Origin of the sequence: Bradyrhizobium diazoefficiens (assembly GCF_016616885.1) — a bacterium.
Lineage (GTDB): Bacteria > Pseudomonadota > Alphaproteobacteria > Rhizobiales > Xanthobacteraceae > Bradyrhizobium > Bradyrhizobium diazoefficiens_F.
Window position 1 is genome coordinate 7,821,853 of record NZ_CP067102.1, and the last position, 15,176, is coordinate 7,837,028.

Here is a 15,176-nt window from a genome sequence, read left to right on the forward strand (position 1 = left end):
GCCCCCCTGAATTGGGCGAGTGTCCGCCCGGCTTAAGCAGCCCTGCTTCAACATAAGGATTTTGCATGACCACCTCGTTCCCGGTAACCACCGGCCAGCGTTTCCGCCACGCGTCCGCCCTGGCTGGCTGCTTTGCCCTGGCGCTGTCCCTGGCGGTCGCCGGCCCGCTCCGGGCGGCCGACGATCCCGTTCTGGCCAAGGTCAATGGCGTTGAAATCAAGAAGAGTGACGTCGCCATGGCCGAGGAGGAGCTTGGACCGAGCCTCGCCCAGATGGACCCGGCGACCAAGGACGAGAACGTCCTGTCGTTCCTGATCGACATGAAGATCGTGGCCAAGGCCGCCGAGGACAAGAAGGTCGCCGACGGCGAGGAATTCAAGAAGCGGATGGCGTTCGCCCGCAACCGCCTGCTGATGGACAGCCTGCTGGCCCAGGAGGGCAAGGCCGCGACCAACGACGACGCCATGAAGAAGGTCTATGAGGAGGCCTCCAAGCAGATCACCGGCGAGCAGGAAGTGCGCGCCCGCCACATCCTGGTCGAGACAGAGGACGAGGCCAAGGCGGTGAAGGCCGAGCTCGACAAGGGCGCGGATTTCGCCGAGCTGGCCAAGAAGAAGTCGAAGGATCCGGGCTCCGCCGACGGCGGCGATCTCGGCTTCTTCACCAAGGAACAGATGGTGCCCGAATTCTCGACCGTCGCGTTCGCGCTCGAGCCGGGCAAGATCTCCGATCCCGTGAAGTCGCAGTTCGGCTGGCACGTCATCAAGGTCGAGGAAAAGCGCAATCGCAAGGCGCCGGAGTTCGACCAGGTCAAGCCCCAGATCGAGCAGTACGTCACCCGCAAGGCCCAGGCCGACTACGTCGCCAAGCTGCGTGCCGAAGCCAAGGTCGAGCGGACGGACCAGCCGGCGGCAGACGCCAAGCCGGCCGATGCGGCGAAGCCCTCCGACAGCAAGATGGCTCCTCCGGCCAAGAAGTAAAAATCTGCTGTCACTTCGGTGACGCCAAGAGTATCTAAGCATCGCAATGGCCGGGCCTAAAGTGCGCAGCACGTCGCACTGGAGGCCCGGCCATCTGCATATCCAGACCTCACCAAGGCACAAGCGATGTCCTCATCCGTCTCCCCGCTCGCCCCGAAGAACGTTCCCGACATGCCCGTGATCGCGGGCGTCCGTCTCGCGACGGCCGAGGCCGGCATCCGCTACAAGAACCGCACGGACGTGCTGCTGGCGATCATGGACAAGGGCACGGCGGTGGCCGGCGTCTTCACCAAGTCGAAGTGCCCGTCCGCCCCGGTCGAATGGTGCCGCGCCAAGCTGAAGGGCGGCAAGGCACGCGCGCTGGTCGTCAATTCCGGCAATGCCAATGCCTTCACCGGCAAGACCGGCCGCGGCTCCACCGCCCTGACCGCGAAGATCGCGGCCAAGGCCGTCGGCTGCAGCGAGAGCGAGATCTTCCTGGCCTCGACCGGCGTGATCGGCGAGCCGCTGGACGCGACCAAGTTCGACGGCGTGCTGGGACGCCTCGCCGAGACCGCCGAGGCCGGCGATTACCTCGCCGCCGCCAAGGCGATCATGACCACCGACACCTTCCCCAAGGTCGCGACCGCGACCGTGAAGCTCGGCAAGGCCAAGATCACCATCAACGGCATGGCCAAGGGCGCCGGCATGATCGCCCCCGACATGGCGACAATGCTGTCCTTTATCTTCACCGACGCGCCGATCGCGCCCGCCGCGCTGCAGGCGCTGCTCAAGGCCGGCGTCGAGGACACTTTCAATGCGGTGACGATCGACGGCGACACCTCGACCTCGGACACGCTGCTGGCGTTTGCGACCGGCGCCGCCGCCGCGCACGGCGCACCAAAGATCAGCCGCGCCACCGATCCGCGCCTGAAGGCCTTCACCAAGGCCTTCAACCAGATCCTCGCCAACCTCTCCGAGCAGGTCGCCCGCGACGGCGAAGGTGCGCGCAAGCTGGTCGAGATCACCGTCGAGGGCGCCAAGACCAAGGTCTCCGCGCGCAAGATCGCGATGTCGATTGCCAACTCGCCGCTGGTGAAGACCGCAATCGCCGGCGAGGACGCCAATTGGGGTCGCGTGGTGATGGCGGTCGGCAAGGCCGGCGAGCCGGCCGATCGCGACAAGCTGTCGATCGCCTTCAACGGCATCCGCGTCGCCAAGAGCGGCGCACGCGATCCGTCCTATGACGAGGCCCAGGTGTCGGAAGCGATGAAGGCCCCGGAGATCGCGATCAAGGTCTCCCTCGGCCTGGGCAAGGGCCGCGACCGCGTGCTGACCTGCGACCTCACCAAGGAATATGTCGCGATCAACGGGGATTACAGGTCTTAAGCGGAGCCGATGGCCGATCTCAAGCTGACACTGGTGGTGGCGTGTGCGCTGGTCGACGCCGACAAGCGCGTCCTGATCGCGCAGCGCCCCGAAGGCAAGACGCTCGCGGGACTCTGGGAATTTCCCGGCGGCAAGTGTGAACCCGGTGAGCGGCCGGAGCAGAGCCTGATCCGCGAGCTCCATGAGGAGCTCGGCATCACCGTCGCCGAGCCCTGTCTGGCGCCGCTGACCTTTGCGAGCCACGGCTACGAGACCTTTCATCTCTTGATGCCGCTCTACATCTGCCGGCGCTGGGAAGGGATCGTCGAAGCCCGCGAAGGCCAGAATCTCGCCTGGGTCCGCGCCAACAAGCTGCGCGACTATCCAATGCCGCCCGCGGACATTCCGCTGATCCCGCATTTGATTGATTTGCTGATGTGACGATGCTCTTGCATCGTCATCCCGGGGCGCACGAAAGCGCGAACTACGCATCGCCCCGGAATGACCAACTACTTCTCCCCCGCCTTCTTCACCGCCTCCGCCATGCTCGCTTTCGCCGATCCCGGCTTCAGCGGCTGCTGCTGGCTTGCATGCGGCGCCCAGCCCGAGAGCCAGATGATGTCGAAGGTCGCGCGGATGCGGCCGTCGGCATCGGCAAAGCGCTCGGCGTAGATTTCGGCCATGCGCAGCAGCGTCGCGCGCCGGCTCGGCGCACGCCGCCGCTCGATCAGCACATTGGCCGCGCCCATGCGGCGGATATCCTGCATCAGGGCGAACGCGGTGCCATAGCGCACCACGACGCGATCGATGTCGGTGACCGGCAACGCAAAGCCTGCCCGCTGCAACAGTGCGCCGATGTCGCGTAAGTCGGCGAACGGCGCCACGCGCGGCGACACGCCGCCTTCGCATTCGGCCTCTGCCGCGGCAAAGGCCTGGCGCAGCTCGGTGAGGCTATCGCCGCCGATCATCGCGGCGAGCAGCAGCCCGTCCGGCTTCAGCGCGCCGCGAACCTGCGCGAGCACGCCGGGAAGATCGTTGACGAATTGCAGCGCCAGCGCGGAAACGACAAGATCGAGGCTCTCCGGCGCGAACGGCAATTTCTCCGCACCCGCTGCATCGAGCGCGATCCGTTCGATGGAAGGCAGCCGCGCCCGCAGCCCCGCGAGCCCCTCACCGGGCGTCCAGAGATCGACCGGGGCGTGAAACTCGCGCATCACCGCAGCCAGCCGGTCGGACATGTCCTCGGCGACCCGATCGAGCAGGAAGGAGGCCGGCCCCTGCGCCTGCGCGCGCTGCTGCCGCGCATGCAGCAATGCGCGATCAAACAAGGCGGGCGGGGTCTGCGGGTTCTGGGCCATGCTGCTGGTTACGCCGATCACGACGGTTCTGGCAATCCGGTGCATGCGGCGCTAGCCTCCCGCCATGGACGCCAACGCCGCCCCCACCCGCTCCATCGCCGCACCCTTGCGAGCCGCATGGACGGCTGGCCGCCACGCGCTGTCGCGCGCGGCGCGGCTGGCGCTCGACATTGCGCTGCCGACCTTGTGCGTGTCCTGCCGCGAGCCGGTCGATGGTGAAGGCGTGTGCGCGGCCTGCTGGTCGCGGCTGTCCTTCATCGAGCGGCCCTATTGTCCGCGGCTCGGCATTCCCTTCGTCTATGATCCCGGCCCCGATATGCTGTCGATGGAGGCGATCGCGAGTCCGCCGGCTTATCAGCGGGCACGCGCGGCGGTGCGCTATGACGATGTCGCGCGCACGCTGGTGCATGCACTGAAATACCAGGATCGCACGGATCTGGCGCCCGCCATGGGCCGCTGGATGGCGCGCGCGGGCGGCGAGCTGCTTGCCGGCGCCGACATGCTGGTGCCGGTGCCCCTGCATTGGCGCCGGGCCTGGCGCCGCCGCTACAACCAGTCCGGCGCGCTGGCGCACATCATCGCGCGGCAGAGCGGGATCAAGGTGCGTGGCGAGGTGCTGCGCCGGGTGCGCGCCACCGAGCAGCAGATCGGCCTATCGCGGGCCCAGCGCGCCACCAATGTGCAGGGCGCATTCCAGGTATCCCCCGACCGTCAGGCCGAGATCCAGGGCCGGCGTATCATCCTTGTCGATGATGTCCTGACCTCAGGTGCGACCTTGGATGCCTGCGCACGCGCTTTGCTTCGCGCAAAGGCAGCCCAGGTCGACGTGCTGGTCTTTGCCCGGGTTGTCGAGAGCCGGTAAACTCCCATATAATTCAATAAATTCATGACATGAGAGCGCTGGACGCCATGACCGCTGCTGTCGAGATCTACACCAGGCCGGGATGCGGCTATTGTTCCGCGGCCAGGTCGCTTCTGAACCGCAAGAAGGCGACCTTCGCGGAATTCGACGTCGCCAAGAACCCGTCCTGGCGCGAGGAGATGTACGACCGCGCCGGCGAAGGCTCGACCTTCCCGCAGATCTGGATCGGCGGAACCCATATTGGCGGCTGCGACGACCTCTACGCGCTCGATCGCGAAGGCAAGCTCGACGGCCTGCTCGAAAGCATCAAGGCGGTCTCATGAGCGACAACAGGACCTTCACTGCCGCCATGGTGCAGATGCGCACCGGGCTGGTGCCCGAGCCGAGCCTCGCACAGGCAACAAAACTGATCCGGCAGGCCGCGGCCAGCGGCGCCGACTACGCGCAGACGCCCGAAGTCAGCAACATGATGCAGGTGAACCGCAAGGCGCTGTTCGAGCATCTCCAGAGCGAAGAGAACGACGCCTCGCTGAAGGCGTATCGCGCGCTCGCGGCCGAGCTGAAGATCCACATCCATGTCGGCTCGCTGGCGCTGCGCTTCTCGCCGGAGAAGGCGGTCAACCGCTCCTTCCTGATCGGGCCCGAGGGCAATGTGCTCGCGAGCTACGACAAGATTCACATGTTCGACATCGAGCTGCCGGACGGCGAGAGCTATCGCGAATCCGCCAACTACCAGCCGGGCGAGACCGCCGTGATCTCCGACCTGCCCTGGGGCCGCGTCGGGCTGACGATCTGCTACGACGTGCGCTTCCCCGCGCTCTACCGCGCACTGGCCGAGAGCGGCGCCTCGTTCATCACCGTGCCCTCGGCCTTCACCCGCAAGACCGGCGAGGCGCATTGGCACATCCTGCTGCGGTCGCGCGCGATCGAGACCGGCTGCTTCATCTTCGCGGCTGCCCAGGCAGGCATCCACGAGAACAAGCGCGAGACCTATGGCCACTCGCTGATCATCGATCCCTGGGGCGAGATCCTCGCCGAGGGCGATGTCGAGCCCGGCATCATCATGGCCACGATCGATCCGGCCAAGGTCGAGACCGCGCGCCGCGCGATCCCCTCGCTCCAGCACGGCCGCCGCTTCGGCGTCTCCGATCCCAAGGCCGGGCCGGATCATCTGCATCTGGTGCGGGGATCGGCATGATCCGCTACGCGCTCCATTGCGACCGCGACCACCAATTCGAGAGCTGGTTCCAGAGTTCGTCGGCTTACGATTCGCAGGTGAAGCGCAAGCTCGTGACCTGCCCGATCTGCGGCTCCACCAAGATCGACAAGGCGATCATGGCGCCGCGCATCGTCGGCAAAAAGGGGCGTGGACCCGCAACACCGCCGCCGGAGCCGGCAACGACCACCGCGCCCGAGGCTGCGCCGTCCGGATCGACCTCGCTGATGATGGCGCAGGAGCGTGAGCTCCGCGCCAAGCTGAAGGAACTGCGGGATCACATCGTGAAGAACGCCGACAATGTCGGCGAGCGCTTTGCGAACGAAGCCCGTGCAATGCATTACGGCGACAAGGAGCACCGCCCGATCTACGGCGAGGCCTCGCCCGACGAGGCCAAGTCGCTGATCGACGAGGGTATCGAAGTGTCGCCGCTGCCGACATTGCCGGAAGACCGGAACTAGGCCCCCACCAGCACCGCAACGCCGAAAATGATCAGCGCGATGCCGGCAAGCTCGCGCGGCGCGATCGGCTGCTTGAACGAGTAGTACGCCACTGCTTGCGCGAACAGCACCTCGATCAGCGCGAGCGTGCGGACATTAGCGGCGGCCGTCAGCGCGAAGGCCAGGAACCAGAATTGCGACGAGAAGGCGCCCATGAAGCCGGCAAACAGCGACGGCTTCCACAGGCCGAGGATCGCCTGGAGCACCTTCGGCGCGCGCCAGAGCAGATAGATCGTCAGAATCGCCGTCTGCGCGAGCAGGCCCAGCACCAGCGTGAACGAGGCCGCCGTCACAAAGGACACGCCGGGCACGGTGATGATGGCGCCGCGGAAGCCGACCGCGGACAGGGCGAACGCCGCGGCCGCCACGAGTCCCAGGATGGTCGGCTTCAATTCCGCAAAACTCTTCTCGCCGCCGGGCCGCAGCGCGGTGATGACGACGCCGACGGTCGCGACCACGATGGCCAGCACCTTGAGCCAGGTGAGGTGATCGCCGAGGAAGACGAAGCCGAAAATCGCGGTCTGGATCGCCTCGGTCTTGAGATAGGCGGTCGTCACCACAAAGGAGCGGTCGTTCATCGCGAGCAACATGAGGCCCGTCCCGACAATCTGGCTGAGTGCCCCGAGCAGCAGCCACGGCCAGAACACCGTCGGCGGCATGTCGAGATGGTCGCCGGTCGCGACCAGCACAACGGCTAAAAACAGCAGCGAGAACGGGAAGCCGAACAGGAAGCGGATATTGGTCGCGCCCCAGGTCCCCAGCGGCTTCGTGAGCGACCGTTGCATCGCATTGCGCGCGACCTGGCCGAGCGCAGCAATGACGGTGAAGGGAATCCAGAGGCTGGTGATGGTGAGCATGGGTGGGGGCTACTACAGAAGTGTCGATGCAAACTGCCGATGGCGTGGCGGCAGGTCAATCATGCTCACGTCATAGGAGCGATGCTCCCGCAACAAACTCCGCCGTCGTCCTGGACAAGCGAAGCGCAGATCCAGGACCCATTACCCCAGGGAGCAGTATTGCGTAGGCTCATGGTTGCGAGCTTCGCGCTTCAACTTCTCTCTGAGGTAATGGGTCCTGGCTTTTCGCCAGGACGACGCCTTTGGTGGTGAAGCGGCGGAGCCCTGCAGGCCGCAGGCCCTCACACCATCCCTTCCGCCACCACCATGTAGTTCACGTCCATATCCGACGAGAGCATCCATTTGTCGGCGAAGGGGGAGTAGACGACGCCGGTCTGCTCGGTGATGACGAGGCGGCTGTCGAGGAGATATTTCGTCAGCTCGTCGGGGGTCACGAACTTGTTCCACTCATGAGTGCCGCGCGGCAGCCAGCGCAGGACGTATTCGGCGCCGACGATGGCGAGCGCAAAGCTTTTCCAATTGCGGTTGAGGGTGGACACGACCATCAGGCCGTTGGGCTTCAGCATCGAGGCGCAGCGCTTGAGGAAGACGCCGACGTCGACGACGTGCTCGATCACCTCCATCGCCAGCACGATGTCGAAGCGCTCGCGCGGGTCGATCTCCTCCACCGTGGTGCAGCGATAGTCGATCGACAGATGGCTCTTGCCGGCATGCAGCTTCGCCGCGGCGATGTTGCTGGCCGACGGATCGACGCCGATGACCTGTGCGCCCAGCCGCGACAGCGGCTCGCACAGCAGGCCGGCACCGCAGCCGATGTCGAGCACGCGCAGGCCGCCGAGGCAATTGAGGCTGCGCACATTGCGCTCGAACTTGCGGCAGGCGGCGTCGCGGATATAGCCGAGCCGCAGCGGATTGATCCGGTGCAGCGGCGCCATCCTGCCCTTGGGATCCCACCACTCGGCCGAGAGCTTTGAGAATTTGGCGATCTCGGCGGCGTCGACGGTCGAGCCCGGCGGGGGGCTTACTGATGCGGAAGTATCTTGCTGCATGCTCATGGTGACGCGCGGTCCTACCGCGTGGTGATCGAACTACGGAAGGCCAGCGGCGAGGCGATGGTCTTGATCGTCTCGATCCCCTCGCCGACGCCGCGAATGGTCACGTCGCCGTAGTTGAGAATTCGTCCAAGAATCGTCTGATCGACGTCGACACTCTCGACCTTGTCCAGCGCCATTTCAAACGTGCGGCGCTTGATGAAGCCGGTCTTGTGGACAACCCGGAGGTTGGTGACGTCGGTCTCGGTGGTGAAGCGATGGAACCAGCCCTTCACGGTCCAGAACATGGCGGCCAGCGCCACCAGGCCGGAGCCGAACAGGCAGATGATCATCACGCTGTAGATGTCGCTCTGGCGAGAAAGGACAAATAAGGCCACGGCCACGATCCAGGCCAGAATCGCCGGCAAATAGAAGATCCAGTGCGCATTGGTCGAATACAGCACCCGCTCGCCCGGTTGCAGGATCTCGTCAATATAGCGCGCCATAACCTCGATTAACCCATTGCCCGGATTGGACCCCGCAGGAACCCGCTTGCCCCCGGCCCCGCCCCTCTGTATACGCGCGGTCGGAATCCGCGAGGCGTCCGTCCAGCGCGGGTCACCATACTGATCCTTATGAAGGAATGCACGCGTCGTCATGAGCCGCCTCGTGATGAAATTCGGCGGCACGTCCGTCGCCAACATCGAACGTATCCGCAACGTCGCACGCCATGTGAAGCGTGAGGTCGACGCCGGCCACGAGGTGGCCGTGGTCGTCTCCGCGATGTCCGGCAAGACCAACGAGCTGGTGGCCTGGTGCACCGAGGCCTCGCCGATGCACGACGCGCGCGAATATGACGCCGTCGTCGCCTCCGGCGAACAGGTGACCTCGGGCCTGCTGGCCATCGTGCTCCAGGGCATGGGTATCCAGGCCCGCTCCTGGCAGGGCTGGCAGATCCCGATCAAGACCAGCGACGCCCATGCCTCGGCCCGGATCGAGGACATCGACGGCAGCGAGATCATCATTCGTTTCAGGGATCGCAAGGAGGTCGCGGTCATCGCCGGCTTCCAGGGCATCGATCCCAAGACCAACCGGATCACCACGCTCGGCCGCGGCGGCTCCGACACCTCGGCCGTGGCGATCGCGGCCGCCGTCAAGGCCGACCGCTGCGACATCTACACCGACGTCGACGGCGTCTACACCACCGACCCGCGAATCGTGCCGAAGGCCAAAAGGCTCGACAAGATCGCGTTCGAGGACATGCTGGAACTGGCCTCCCAGGGCGCGAAAGTGCTCCAGGTGCGCTCGGTGGAACTCGGCATGGTCCACAACATGCCGATCTTCGTCCGCTCGAGCTTCGACAAGCCCGAGGATATCGACCCGCATGCCAACCAGCCGCCCGGCACGCTGATCTGCAGCGAGGAGGAGATCATGGAAAGCCACGTCGTCACCGGCATCGCCTTTTCAAAGGACGAGGCCCAGATCTCGGTGCGCCAGATCGAGGACAAGCCCGGCGTGGCCGCGTCGATCTTCGGCCCGCTCGCGGAAGCCAATATCAACGTCGACATGATCGTTCAGAACGTGTCCGAGGACGGCAAGACCACCGACCTCACCTTTACGGTGCCGGCGGCCGACTACAACCGCGCCAAGGACACGATTACCGCCGCCAAGGCCACGATCGGCTATATCAGGCTTGATACCGCGACCGACGTCGCCAAGATCTCGGTGATCGGCAGCGGCATGCGCAGCCATGCCGGCGTCGCCGCCCAGGCGTTTTCGGCCCTCGCCGGACGGAACATCAACATCCGGGCCATTACAACCTCCGAGATCAAATTCTCGGTTCTGATCGACGCCGCCTATACCGAGCTTGCGGTGCGCACCCTGCACACGCTCTACGGCCTCGATCAGACTTAGACTAATTTTCTCTTAGCGGTTGCAGCAAACGCGAAGGTGTACACACCTTCGCGTTTGGCAGGCGTTTTGCTTGGCAAAACAAGCCTCAATTCGCTATACGGCGAACAGGGTGGGCTGCCGCAGACTGTGTCCCAGTTCAGGCTGCTGATTCGGTGCAAGCGCAAAATCTTGAGCAGATTTGAGTTTGCGCCTGGGCCGGACAGACAATTTGATTGTTTTTCTGGAATTTTGGGCCAGCCGCCGGCCAATATCGCCGGGCCGGGCAGACGGAGGAGATTGACGGTTCATGCGGAGCGCGTCGGGAGGTCCCCGCGTCTTGTTGAGACGGCTCCGCGAAACCATGGCGGAGCAGGTCTCGGCCCAGGAGCGGCTGGACAAGATCGTGGTGCTGATCGCCGCCAACATGGTGGCCGAGGTGTGCTCGGTCTATGTGCTGCGCATCGACAACACCCTCGAGCTCTACGCCACCGAAGGCCTCAACCGCGAGGCCGTGCACCATACCGTGCTGAGTGCCCATGAGGGCCTGGTCGGCCTCGTCGCCAGCGAGGCGACGCCGCTCAATCTGAACGACGCCCAAAGCCATCCGGCCTTCTCGTTCCGCCCCGAAACCGGCGAAGAGATTTACCACTCGTTCCTCGGTGTGCCGATCCTGCGCGCCGGCAATACGCTCGGCGTGCTGGTGGTGCAGAATCGCGCCAAGCGCACCTATGTCGAGGAAGAGCTCGAAGCGCTGCAAACCACCGCCATGGTGCTGGCGGAGCTGATCGCCTCGGGCGAATTGTCCGCGCTCGCCCAACCCGGCGCCGAGCCCGCAGCGCGCCATTCCACCCAGAAGGCCGGCGCGATCCTCTCGGAAGGCATCGCGCTCGGCCATGTCGTGCTGCACGAGCCGCGCGTCGTCATCAAGGACTACATCGCCGAGGATCTGCCGAAGGAGATCAAGCGGCTCGACACCGCGCTCGCCAAGCTGCGCTCGGATCTCGACCGCATGCTGGAGCGTGGCGATGTCGCCGAGGGCGGCGAGCATCGCGACGTGCTCGAAGCCTACCGCATGTTCGCCAACGACCAGGGCTGGTCGCACAAGCTGCACGAGGCGGTCGCCACCGGCCTCACCGCGGAAGCCGCGGTCGAGCGCGTCCAATCCGACACCCGCGCCCGCATGCTGCGCGTGACCGATCCTTACTTGCGCGACCGGCTGCACGATCTCGAGGATCTCGGCTATCGCCTGATGCGGCAGCTGGTCGGCCAGGACCATGCGCCCTCACGTGAGCAGATGCCCGACAACGCCATCGTCATCGCACGCGCGATGGGACCGGCGGCGCTGCTCGACTATGACCGCAAGCGCCTGCGCGGCATCGTGCTGGAGGAAGGCACCGCCAACTCCCACGTTTCGATCGTGGCGCGCGCGCTCGGCATTCCCGCCGTCGGCGAGGTCCCGAACGCGCCCGGCATCGCCGACCCCGGCGACGCCATCATCGTCGACGGCACCTCGGGCGCGATCTATGTGCGGCCCTCGCAGGAAGTCGAGGCCGCCTACGCCGAGCGCGTGCGCTTCCGTGCCCGCCGCCAGGCGCAATATCTGGCGCTGCGTGACCGGCCCTGCGTTACCAAGGACGGCCAGAAGGTCGAGCTCCTGATCAACGCGGGCCTTGCGATCGATCTGCCGCATATCGAAGACACCGGCAGCGCCGGCATCGGGCTGTTCCGCACCGAGTTGCAATTCATGGTCGGCCAGAGCCTGCCGCGCACCAGCGACCAGCTCGCGCTCTACCGCGCCGTGCTGGATGCCGCAGGCACCAAGCCCGTCACCTTCCGCACCCTCGACATCGGCGGCGACAAGGCGCTGCCCTATATGGAGACGGTGATCGAGGAGAATCCTGCGCTCGGCTGGCGCGCGATCCGGCTCGGACTCGACCGTCCCGGCCTGTTGCGTGGCCAGATCCGCGCGTTGCTGCGCGCCGGCGGCGGCCGCGCGCTGCGTATCATGTTCCCGATGATCTCGGAGGTCGCCGAGTTCGATTCGGCAAAGGCATTGGTCGAGCGCGAGCTGACTTATCTGCGCCAGCACGGCCACACGCTGCCGGAGCGCATCGACATCGGCACCATGGTCGAGGTGCCGGCGCTGCTCTACCAGCTTGACGAACTACTGAAGAAGGTCGACTTCATCTCGGTCGGCTCCAACGATCTGTTCCAGTTCCTGTTCGCGGTCGACCGTGGCAATCCCAAGGTCTCCGAACGCTTCGACACCATGTCGACGCCGATCCTGCGCGCGCTGCGCGACGTGGCGCGCAAGTCCCTGGCGGCGCAGAAGTCGCTGTCGCTTTGCGGCGAGATGGCCTCGAAGCCGATCGGCGCGCTGGCGTTGATCGCGATGGGCTACCGTTCGTTGTCGCTGTCGGCGACCGCGCTCGGCCCGGTCAAGGCGATGGTGATCGACCTCGACGCCAAGAAGGCCGAAGCGATGCTTGGGCCGCTGCTGGATGCGCCTGCGGGGAGCGTCTCGATCCGGCAGAAGCTGACGGAATTTGCCGAGACCGAAGGCCTGGCGTTGTAGCGGGCCTGCCGTCCGTCTTCGCCGCCTCGCCTCCCTCCACTTTTTTGAGACCAAACCGATGTCGTCACTCCCCGAAGCCAAACTTGACGTCCTGCTCGCGCATCACGCCTCGCTCGAGGCCGAATCGCTGGGACAGCTCTCCTCCGAGCGCTATGTGCAGGTCACGCGCGAGCTCGCCGAGATCACCCCGCTGATCGAGGCGGTGAAGGCCTATCGTGCCGCCGTCAAGGAACTCGCCGACACCGAGGCGCTGATCGCCGATCCTGCGACCGACGCCGAGATGCGCAGCATGGCGGAGGCCGAGCGCGACGAGCTCAATCCGAAGATCGAGGACCTGGTCCAGAAGATCCGCGTCGCGCTGCTGCCGAAGGACGCCATGGACGACCGCAACGTCGTGCTGGAAATCCGCGCCGGCACCGGCGGCGACGAGGCCTCGCTGTTCGCCGGCGATTTGTTCCGGATGTACGAGCGCTTTGCCGCTTTGCAGGGCTGGAAGGTCGAGGTGATCTCGGCGAGCGAAGGCACGGTCGGCGGCTTCAAGGAAATCATCGCGGAGGTGCAGGGCCGCGGCGCATTCTCCAAGCTGAAGTTCGAGTCCGGCGTGCACCGGGTGCAGCGCGTGCCTGACACGGAAACGCAGGGACGCATCCACACATCCGCTGCAACTGTCGCCGTGCTGCCCGAGGTCGAGGAGGTCGACGTCGAGATCAAGAACGACGATCTGCGCATCGAGACCATGCGTGCGCAAGGCGCCGGCGGCCAGCACGTCAACAAGACGGAATCGGCGATCCGCATCACCCACATCCCGACCGGCATCGTGGTGATGATGCAGGATAGCCGCTCGCAGCATAAGAACCGAGCCTCCGCCATGAACATCCTGCGCTCGCGCATCTATGATGCCGAACAGCAGCGCGTCGACGCCGCGCGCTCGGCCGAGCGCAAGGAGAAGGTCGGCTCCGGCGACCGCAGCGAGCGCATCCGCACCTACAATTTCCCGCAGGGGCGCGTCACCGACCACCGCATCAATCTGACGCTCTACAAGCTGCCGCAGGTGATCGCGGGAGAATCGCTCGGCGAATTGACCGATGCACTGACCACCGAGCACCAGGCCGCACAGCTCGCCGCGCAAGGCGCGGCGGCGTAACGAGACTGTGCCGCTCAGACCCCGCCGGACTGCCTGAACGATTTCAGCAGCCGGCTCAAGGCCGGGCTCGCCGCGCGACGGAGCTCCTCCAGATTTTTCCGCGAGAGCGCCCGCAGCTTTTGCTCGCCCTTCCCTGTCAGCTTGAGATGCACGCGCCTGGCATCCTCGGGATCGGCAACCTTGCGGATCAGTCCGACCTTGGCCATGCGATTGAGCAGCTCGACGGCGGAGTGATGCCGGATCAGGAGAAATCGCGCGATATCGCCGACCGTCGCAGGCTGCGGATGAACAAAACCCTTGATCCCGAGCAGCGCCTGATGCTGTTGCGGCGTCAATCCCTGATCCTTCGCGGCTGCCTCGCTGAACGCCAGGAAGCTCCGAATCTGATAGCGGAATTGCGCCAGTGCTGCGTAGTCGGCCTCGCGCATCGCGCCGGCCTTCGAGGGCACGGCACGCACAGGACCTGTCTTCCGCTTTGAGTCGGCCATTCCCTGCCTTCGACGCCCCGCTCTCGACGGTGCGGGCGCTGCCGAGATTAGCAAGAAAGGCACGGTGCAACCAACCGACGGTCACCGGGATGCACACATATCGGCGGCCTCGCGGGCCGCCTATTCGAAGCTCGACAGCAGGATCTTCACCAGGATGATTTGAAACGCGATCGGAATGCGGACGCTCTTTCGCCGGATCGAGCGCTGCAGCGCACCGGCGATCTCCGCACTGGTCAGGGCGCCGGCCGACGCGTTGGCGATCAGCTCGGCCCACATCTGCGACAGCGAGCCGCCGGGCGGAATCACCGGCTTGATGGTCACGCCGCAGCCCTGCGCCCAGTCGACGATCTCCCGCATCGTATGCGGACCGCAGTTGCGGGCGGTCGCGAGGCGCTCGGCGGTCAACATGCGCAGCAGCTCGCGCGAGGGCGACCAATTCCCCTTCGGCGGCTGCTCCCCGGTGAGCTCGACCGCGAGCTCCTTCAGCACATTCTGGGCCCGCACGCTCAGTCGCTTCATCGGCCCCGGCGCGCGCTTCGCTTGGGCGGAGCCGATAGCCGGTCCCCGCTCGCCAGTCGGCCGATTGCGTGGCTCGGGCGTGCGGGAGGTCTCGCCGGACTGCGGCGCCATACGCTGGTCGTCGCCTTCCGCGGGCCACGCCACCTCAGGCCGCTCCGCGTGCTGCGGCCATGATCGTCGCTTCCGGACACCTGCCACTGTCGTCTGCCGCGCCATTTATCTCGCCGAACCCGCCAGCCTCGTACTCACAAAGACTAATATATATCGTGATCCGATATGTTTTCACGACATAATTTTTGTCGTTCGACCAAAGGCGAAATTGACAGACGGCCTTCACAAGCAATGCTTACGTCCAAGAGCTACACGCGGATGTGACGTGCCCGGCGCGGGCAGGCCTACGAGGCCG

16 protein-coding genes are annotated in these 15,176 nt (G+C 65.5%); 10 read left to right on the forward strand and 6 right to left on the reverse strand.

What is annotated here, in order from left to right:
• Positions 1-65: 65 nt before the first annotated feature.
• The 3 genes from JJC00_RS36545 (at position 66) to JJC00_RS36555 (ending at position 2,768) form a co-directional block, all read left to right on the forward strand.
• Positions 66-980 (forward strand): peptidylprolyl isomerase, encoded by a 915-nt coding sequence (locus tag JJC00_RS36545; protein WP_200470552.1) that lies wholly within the window; start codon positions 66-68, stop codon positions 978-980.
• A gap of 126 nt (positions 981-1,106) precedes the next feature.
• Positions 1,107-2,348, forward strand: coding sequence for a bifunctional glutamate N-acetyltransferase/amino-acid acetyltransferase ArgJ (gene argJ / locus JJC00_RS36550; protein ID WP_200470553.1), 1,242 nt, complete (start codon positions 1,107-1,109; stop codon positions 2,346-2,348).
• A gap of 9 nt (positions 2,349-2,357) precedes the next feature.
• Positions 2,358-2,768 (forward strand): (deoxy)nucleoside triphosphate pyrophosphohydrolase, encoded by a 411-nt coding sequence (locus tag JJC00_RS36555; protein ID WP_200470554.1) that lies wholly within the window; start codon positions 2,358-2,360, stop codon positions 2,766-2,768.
• 68 nt (positions 2,769-2,836) lie between these two features.
• On the opposite strand, the gene JJC00_RS36560 is transcribed toward JJC00_RS36555, so the two are convergent.
• Positions 2,837-3,685, reverse strand: a complete 849-nt coding sequence (locus JJC00_RS36560; protein WP_200474351.1) for a methyltransferase domain-containing protein — start codon at positions 3,683-3,685, stop codon at positions 2,837-2,839.
• A gap of 64 nt (positions 3,686-3,749) precedes the next feature.
• Here JJC00_RS36560 and JJC00_RS36565 point away from each other — a divergent pair, with 64 nt between their 5' ends.
• Genes JJC00_RS36565 through JJC00_RS36580 form a run of 4 tightly spaced genes read left to right on the forward strand, consistent with a single transcriptional unit; the run spans position 3,750 to position 6,224 of the window.
• On the forward strand, positions 3,750-4,547 hold the full coding sequence (locus JJC00_RS36565) for a ComF family protein (RefSeq protein ID WP_200470555.1): 798 nt from the start codon (positions 3,750-3,752) through the stop codon (positions 4,545-4,547).
• A 47-nt stretch (positions 4,548-4,594) separates the two neighbouring features.
• Complete coding sequence (gene grxC, locus JJC00_RS36570) at positions 4,595-4,870, forward strand: glutaredoxin 3 (protein ID WP_200470556.1); 276 nt, start codon at positions 4,595-4,597, stop codon at positions 4,868-4,870.
• A complete protein-coding gene (locus JJC00_RS36575) occupies positions 4,867-5,745 on the forward strand; it encodes a carbon-nitrogen hydrolase family protein (RefSeq protein WP_200470557.1) in 879 nt (292 codons plus the stop codon). The genes grxC and JJC00_RS36575 overlap by 4 nt, the downstream gene beginning before the upstream one ends.
• Complete coding sequence (locus JJC00_RS36580; RefSeq protein WP_200470558.1) at positions 5,742-6,224, forward strand: DUF1178 family protein; 483 nt, start codon at positions 5,742-5,744, stop codon at positions 6,222-6,224. The genes JJC00_RS36575 and JJC00_RS36580 overlap by 4 nt, the downstream gene beginning before the upstream one ends.
• Here JJC00_RS36580 and JJC00_RS36585 read toward each other — a convergent pair.
• From JJC00_RS36585 to JJC00_RS36595, 3 genes are all read right to left on the reverse strand, one after another.
• A complete protein-coding gene (locus JJC00_RS36585; RefSeq protein WP_200470559.1) occupies positions 6,221-7,120 on the reverse strand; it encodes an EamA family transporter in 900 nt (299 codons plus the stop codon). The genes JJC00_RS36580 and JJC00_RS36585 overlap by 4 nt on opposite strands.
• Before the next feature lie 281 nt (positions 7,121-7,401).
• The gene (gene ubiG / locus JJC00_RS36590; protein ID WP_200470560.1) at positions 7,402-8,175 is read right to left on the reverse strand and encodes a bifunctional 2-polyprenyl-6-hydroxyphenol methylase/3-demethylubiquinol 3-O-methyltransferase UbiG; all 774 of its coding nucleotides are present in this window, start codon (positions 8,173-8,175) and stop codon (positions 7,402-7,404) included.
• A 14-nt stretch (positions 8,176-8,189) separates the two neighbouring features.
• Positions 8,190-8,657 (reverse strand): PH domain-containing protein, encoded by a 468-nt coding sequence (locus tag JJC00_RS36595; RefSeq protein ID WP_200474352.1) that lies wholly within the window; start codon positions 8,655-8,657, stop codon positions 8,190-8,192.
• Between the two features lie 151 nt (positions 8,658-8,808).
• Between JJC00_RS36595 and JJC00_RS36600 the strand changes: the two genes are divergently transcribed.
• From JJC00_RS36600 to prfA, 3 genes are all read left to right on the forward strand, one after another.
• Positions 8,809-10,065 (forward strand): aspartate kinase, encoded by a 1,257-nt coding sequence (locus JJC00_RS36600; RefSeq protein ID WP_200470561.1) that lies wholly within the window; start codon positions 8,809-8,811, stop codon positions 10,063-10,065.
• A 286-nt stretch (positions 10,066-10,351) separates the two neighbouring features.
• Positions 10,352-12,619: a phosphoenolpyruvate--protein phosphotransferase gene (gene ptsP, locus JJC00_RS36605; RefSeq protein ID WP_200470562.1), complete on the forward strand. Its 2,268-nt coding sequence runs from the start codon at positions 10,352-10,354 to the stop codon at positions 12,617-12,619.
• A 58-nt stretch (positions 12,620-12,677) separates the two neighbouring features.
• Entirely contained in the window at positions 12,678-13,763 is a 1,086-nt protein-coding gene (prfA, locus tag JJC00_RS36610) for a peptide chain release factor 1 (protein ID WP_200470563.1), read from the forward strand.
• Between the two features lie 14 nt (positions 13,764-13,777).
• On the opposite strand, the gene JJC00_RS36615 is transcribed toward prfA, so the two are convergent.
• Together JJC00_RS36615 and JJC00_RS36620 are read right to left on the reverse strand one after the other, a co-directional pair.
• Positions 13,778-14,251 carry a MarR family winged helix-turn-helix transcriptional regulator gene (locus JJC00_RS36615; protein ID WP_200470564.1) on the reverse strand — a complete coding sequence of 158 codons (474 nt, stop codon included), beginning with the start codon at positions 14,249-14,251 and terminating at the stop codon, positions 13,778-13,780.
• 120 nt (positions 14,252-14,371) lie between these two features.
• Positions 14,372-14,914, reverse strand: coding sequence for a hypothetical protein (locus JJC00_RS36620; protein WP_246774044.1), 543 nt, complete (start codon positions 14,912-14,914; stop codon positions 14,372-14,374).
• Positions 14,915-15,176: the final 262 nt, after the last annotated feature.

What these genes read in the sequence shown, in the direction of transcription:
- JJC00_RS36555 (WP_200470554.1), top strand. Translation starts at nt 2,358, where the DNA reads ATGGCCGATCTCAAGCTGACACTGGTGGTGGCGTGTGCGCTGGTCGAC.
- JJC00_RS36580 (WP_200470558.1), top strand. Translation starts at nt 5,742, where the DNA reads ATGATCCGCTACGCGCTCCATTGCGACCGCGACCACCAATTCGAGAGC.
- JJC00_RS36565 (WP_200470555.1), top strand. Translation starts at nt 3,750, where the DNA reads ATGGACGCCAACGCCGCCCCCACCCGCTCCATCGCCGCACCCTTGCGA.
- JJC00_RS36600 (WP_200470561.1), top strand. Translation starts at nt 8,809, where the DNA reads ATGAGCCGCCTCGTGATGAAATTCGGCGGCACGTCCGTCGCCAACATC.
- prfA (WP_200470563.1), top strand. Translation starts at nt 12,678, where the DNA reads ATGTCGTCACTCCCCGAAGCCAAACTTGACGTCCTGCTCGCGCATCAC.
- ptsP (WP_200470562.1), top strand. Translation starts at nt 10,352, where the DNA reads ATGCGGAGCGCGTCGGGAGGTCCCCGCGTCTTGTTGAGACGGCTCCGC.
- JJC00_RS36595 (WP_200474352.1), bottom strand. Translation starts at nt 8,657, where the DNA reads ATGGCGCGCTATATTGACGAGATCCTGCAACCGGGCGAGCGGGTGCTG.
- JJC00_RS36575 (WP_200470557.1), top strand. Translation starts at nt 4,867, where the DNA reads ATGAGCGACAACAGGACCTTCACTGCCGCCATGGTGCAGATGCGCACC.
- JJC00_RS36585 (WP_200470559.1), bottom strand. Translation starts at nt 7,120, where the DNA reads ATGCTCACCATCACCAGCCTCTGGATTCCCTTCACCGTCATTGCTGCG.
- argJ (WP_200470553.1), top strand. Translation starts at nt 1,107, where the DNA reads ATGTCCTCATCCGTCTCCCCGCTCGCCCCGAAGAACGTTCCCGACATG.
- JJC00_RS36545 (WP_200470552.1), top strand. Translation starts at nt 66, where the DNA reads ATGACCACCTCGTTCCCGGTAACCACCGGCCAGCGTTTCCGCCACGCG.
- grxC (WP_200470556.1), top strand. Translation starts at nt 4,595, where the DNA reads ATGACCGCTGCTGTCGAGATCTACACCAGGCCGGGATGCGGCTATTGT.
- JJC00_RS36615 (WP_200470564.1), bottom strand. Translation starts at nt 14,251, where the DNA reads ATGGCCGACTCAAAGCGGAAGACAGGTCCTGTGCGTGCCGTGCCCTCG.
- JJC00_RS36560 (WP_200474351.1), bottom strand. Translation starts at nt 3,685, where the DNA reads ATGGCCCAGAACCCGCAGACCCCGCCCGCCTTGTTTGATCGCGCATTG.
- ubiG (WP_200470560.1), bottom strand. Translation starts at nt 8,175, where the DNA reads ATGAGCATGCAGCAAGATACTTCCGCATCAGTAAGCCCCCCGCCGGGC.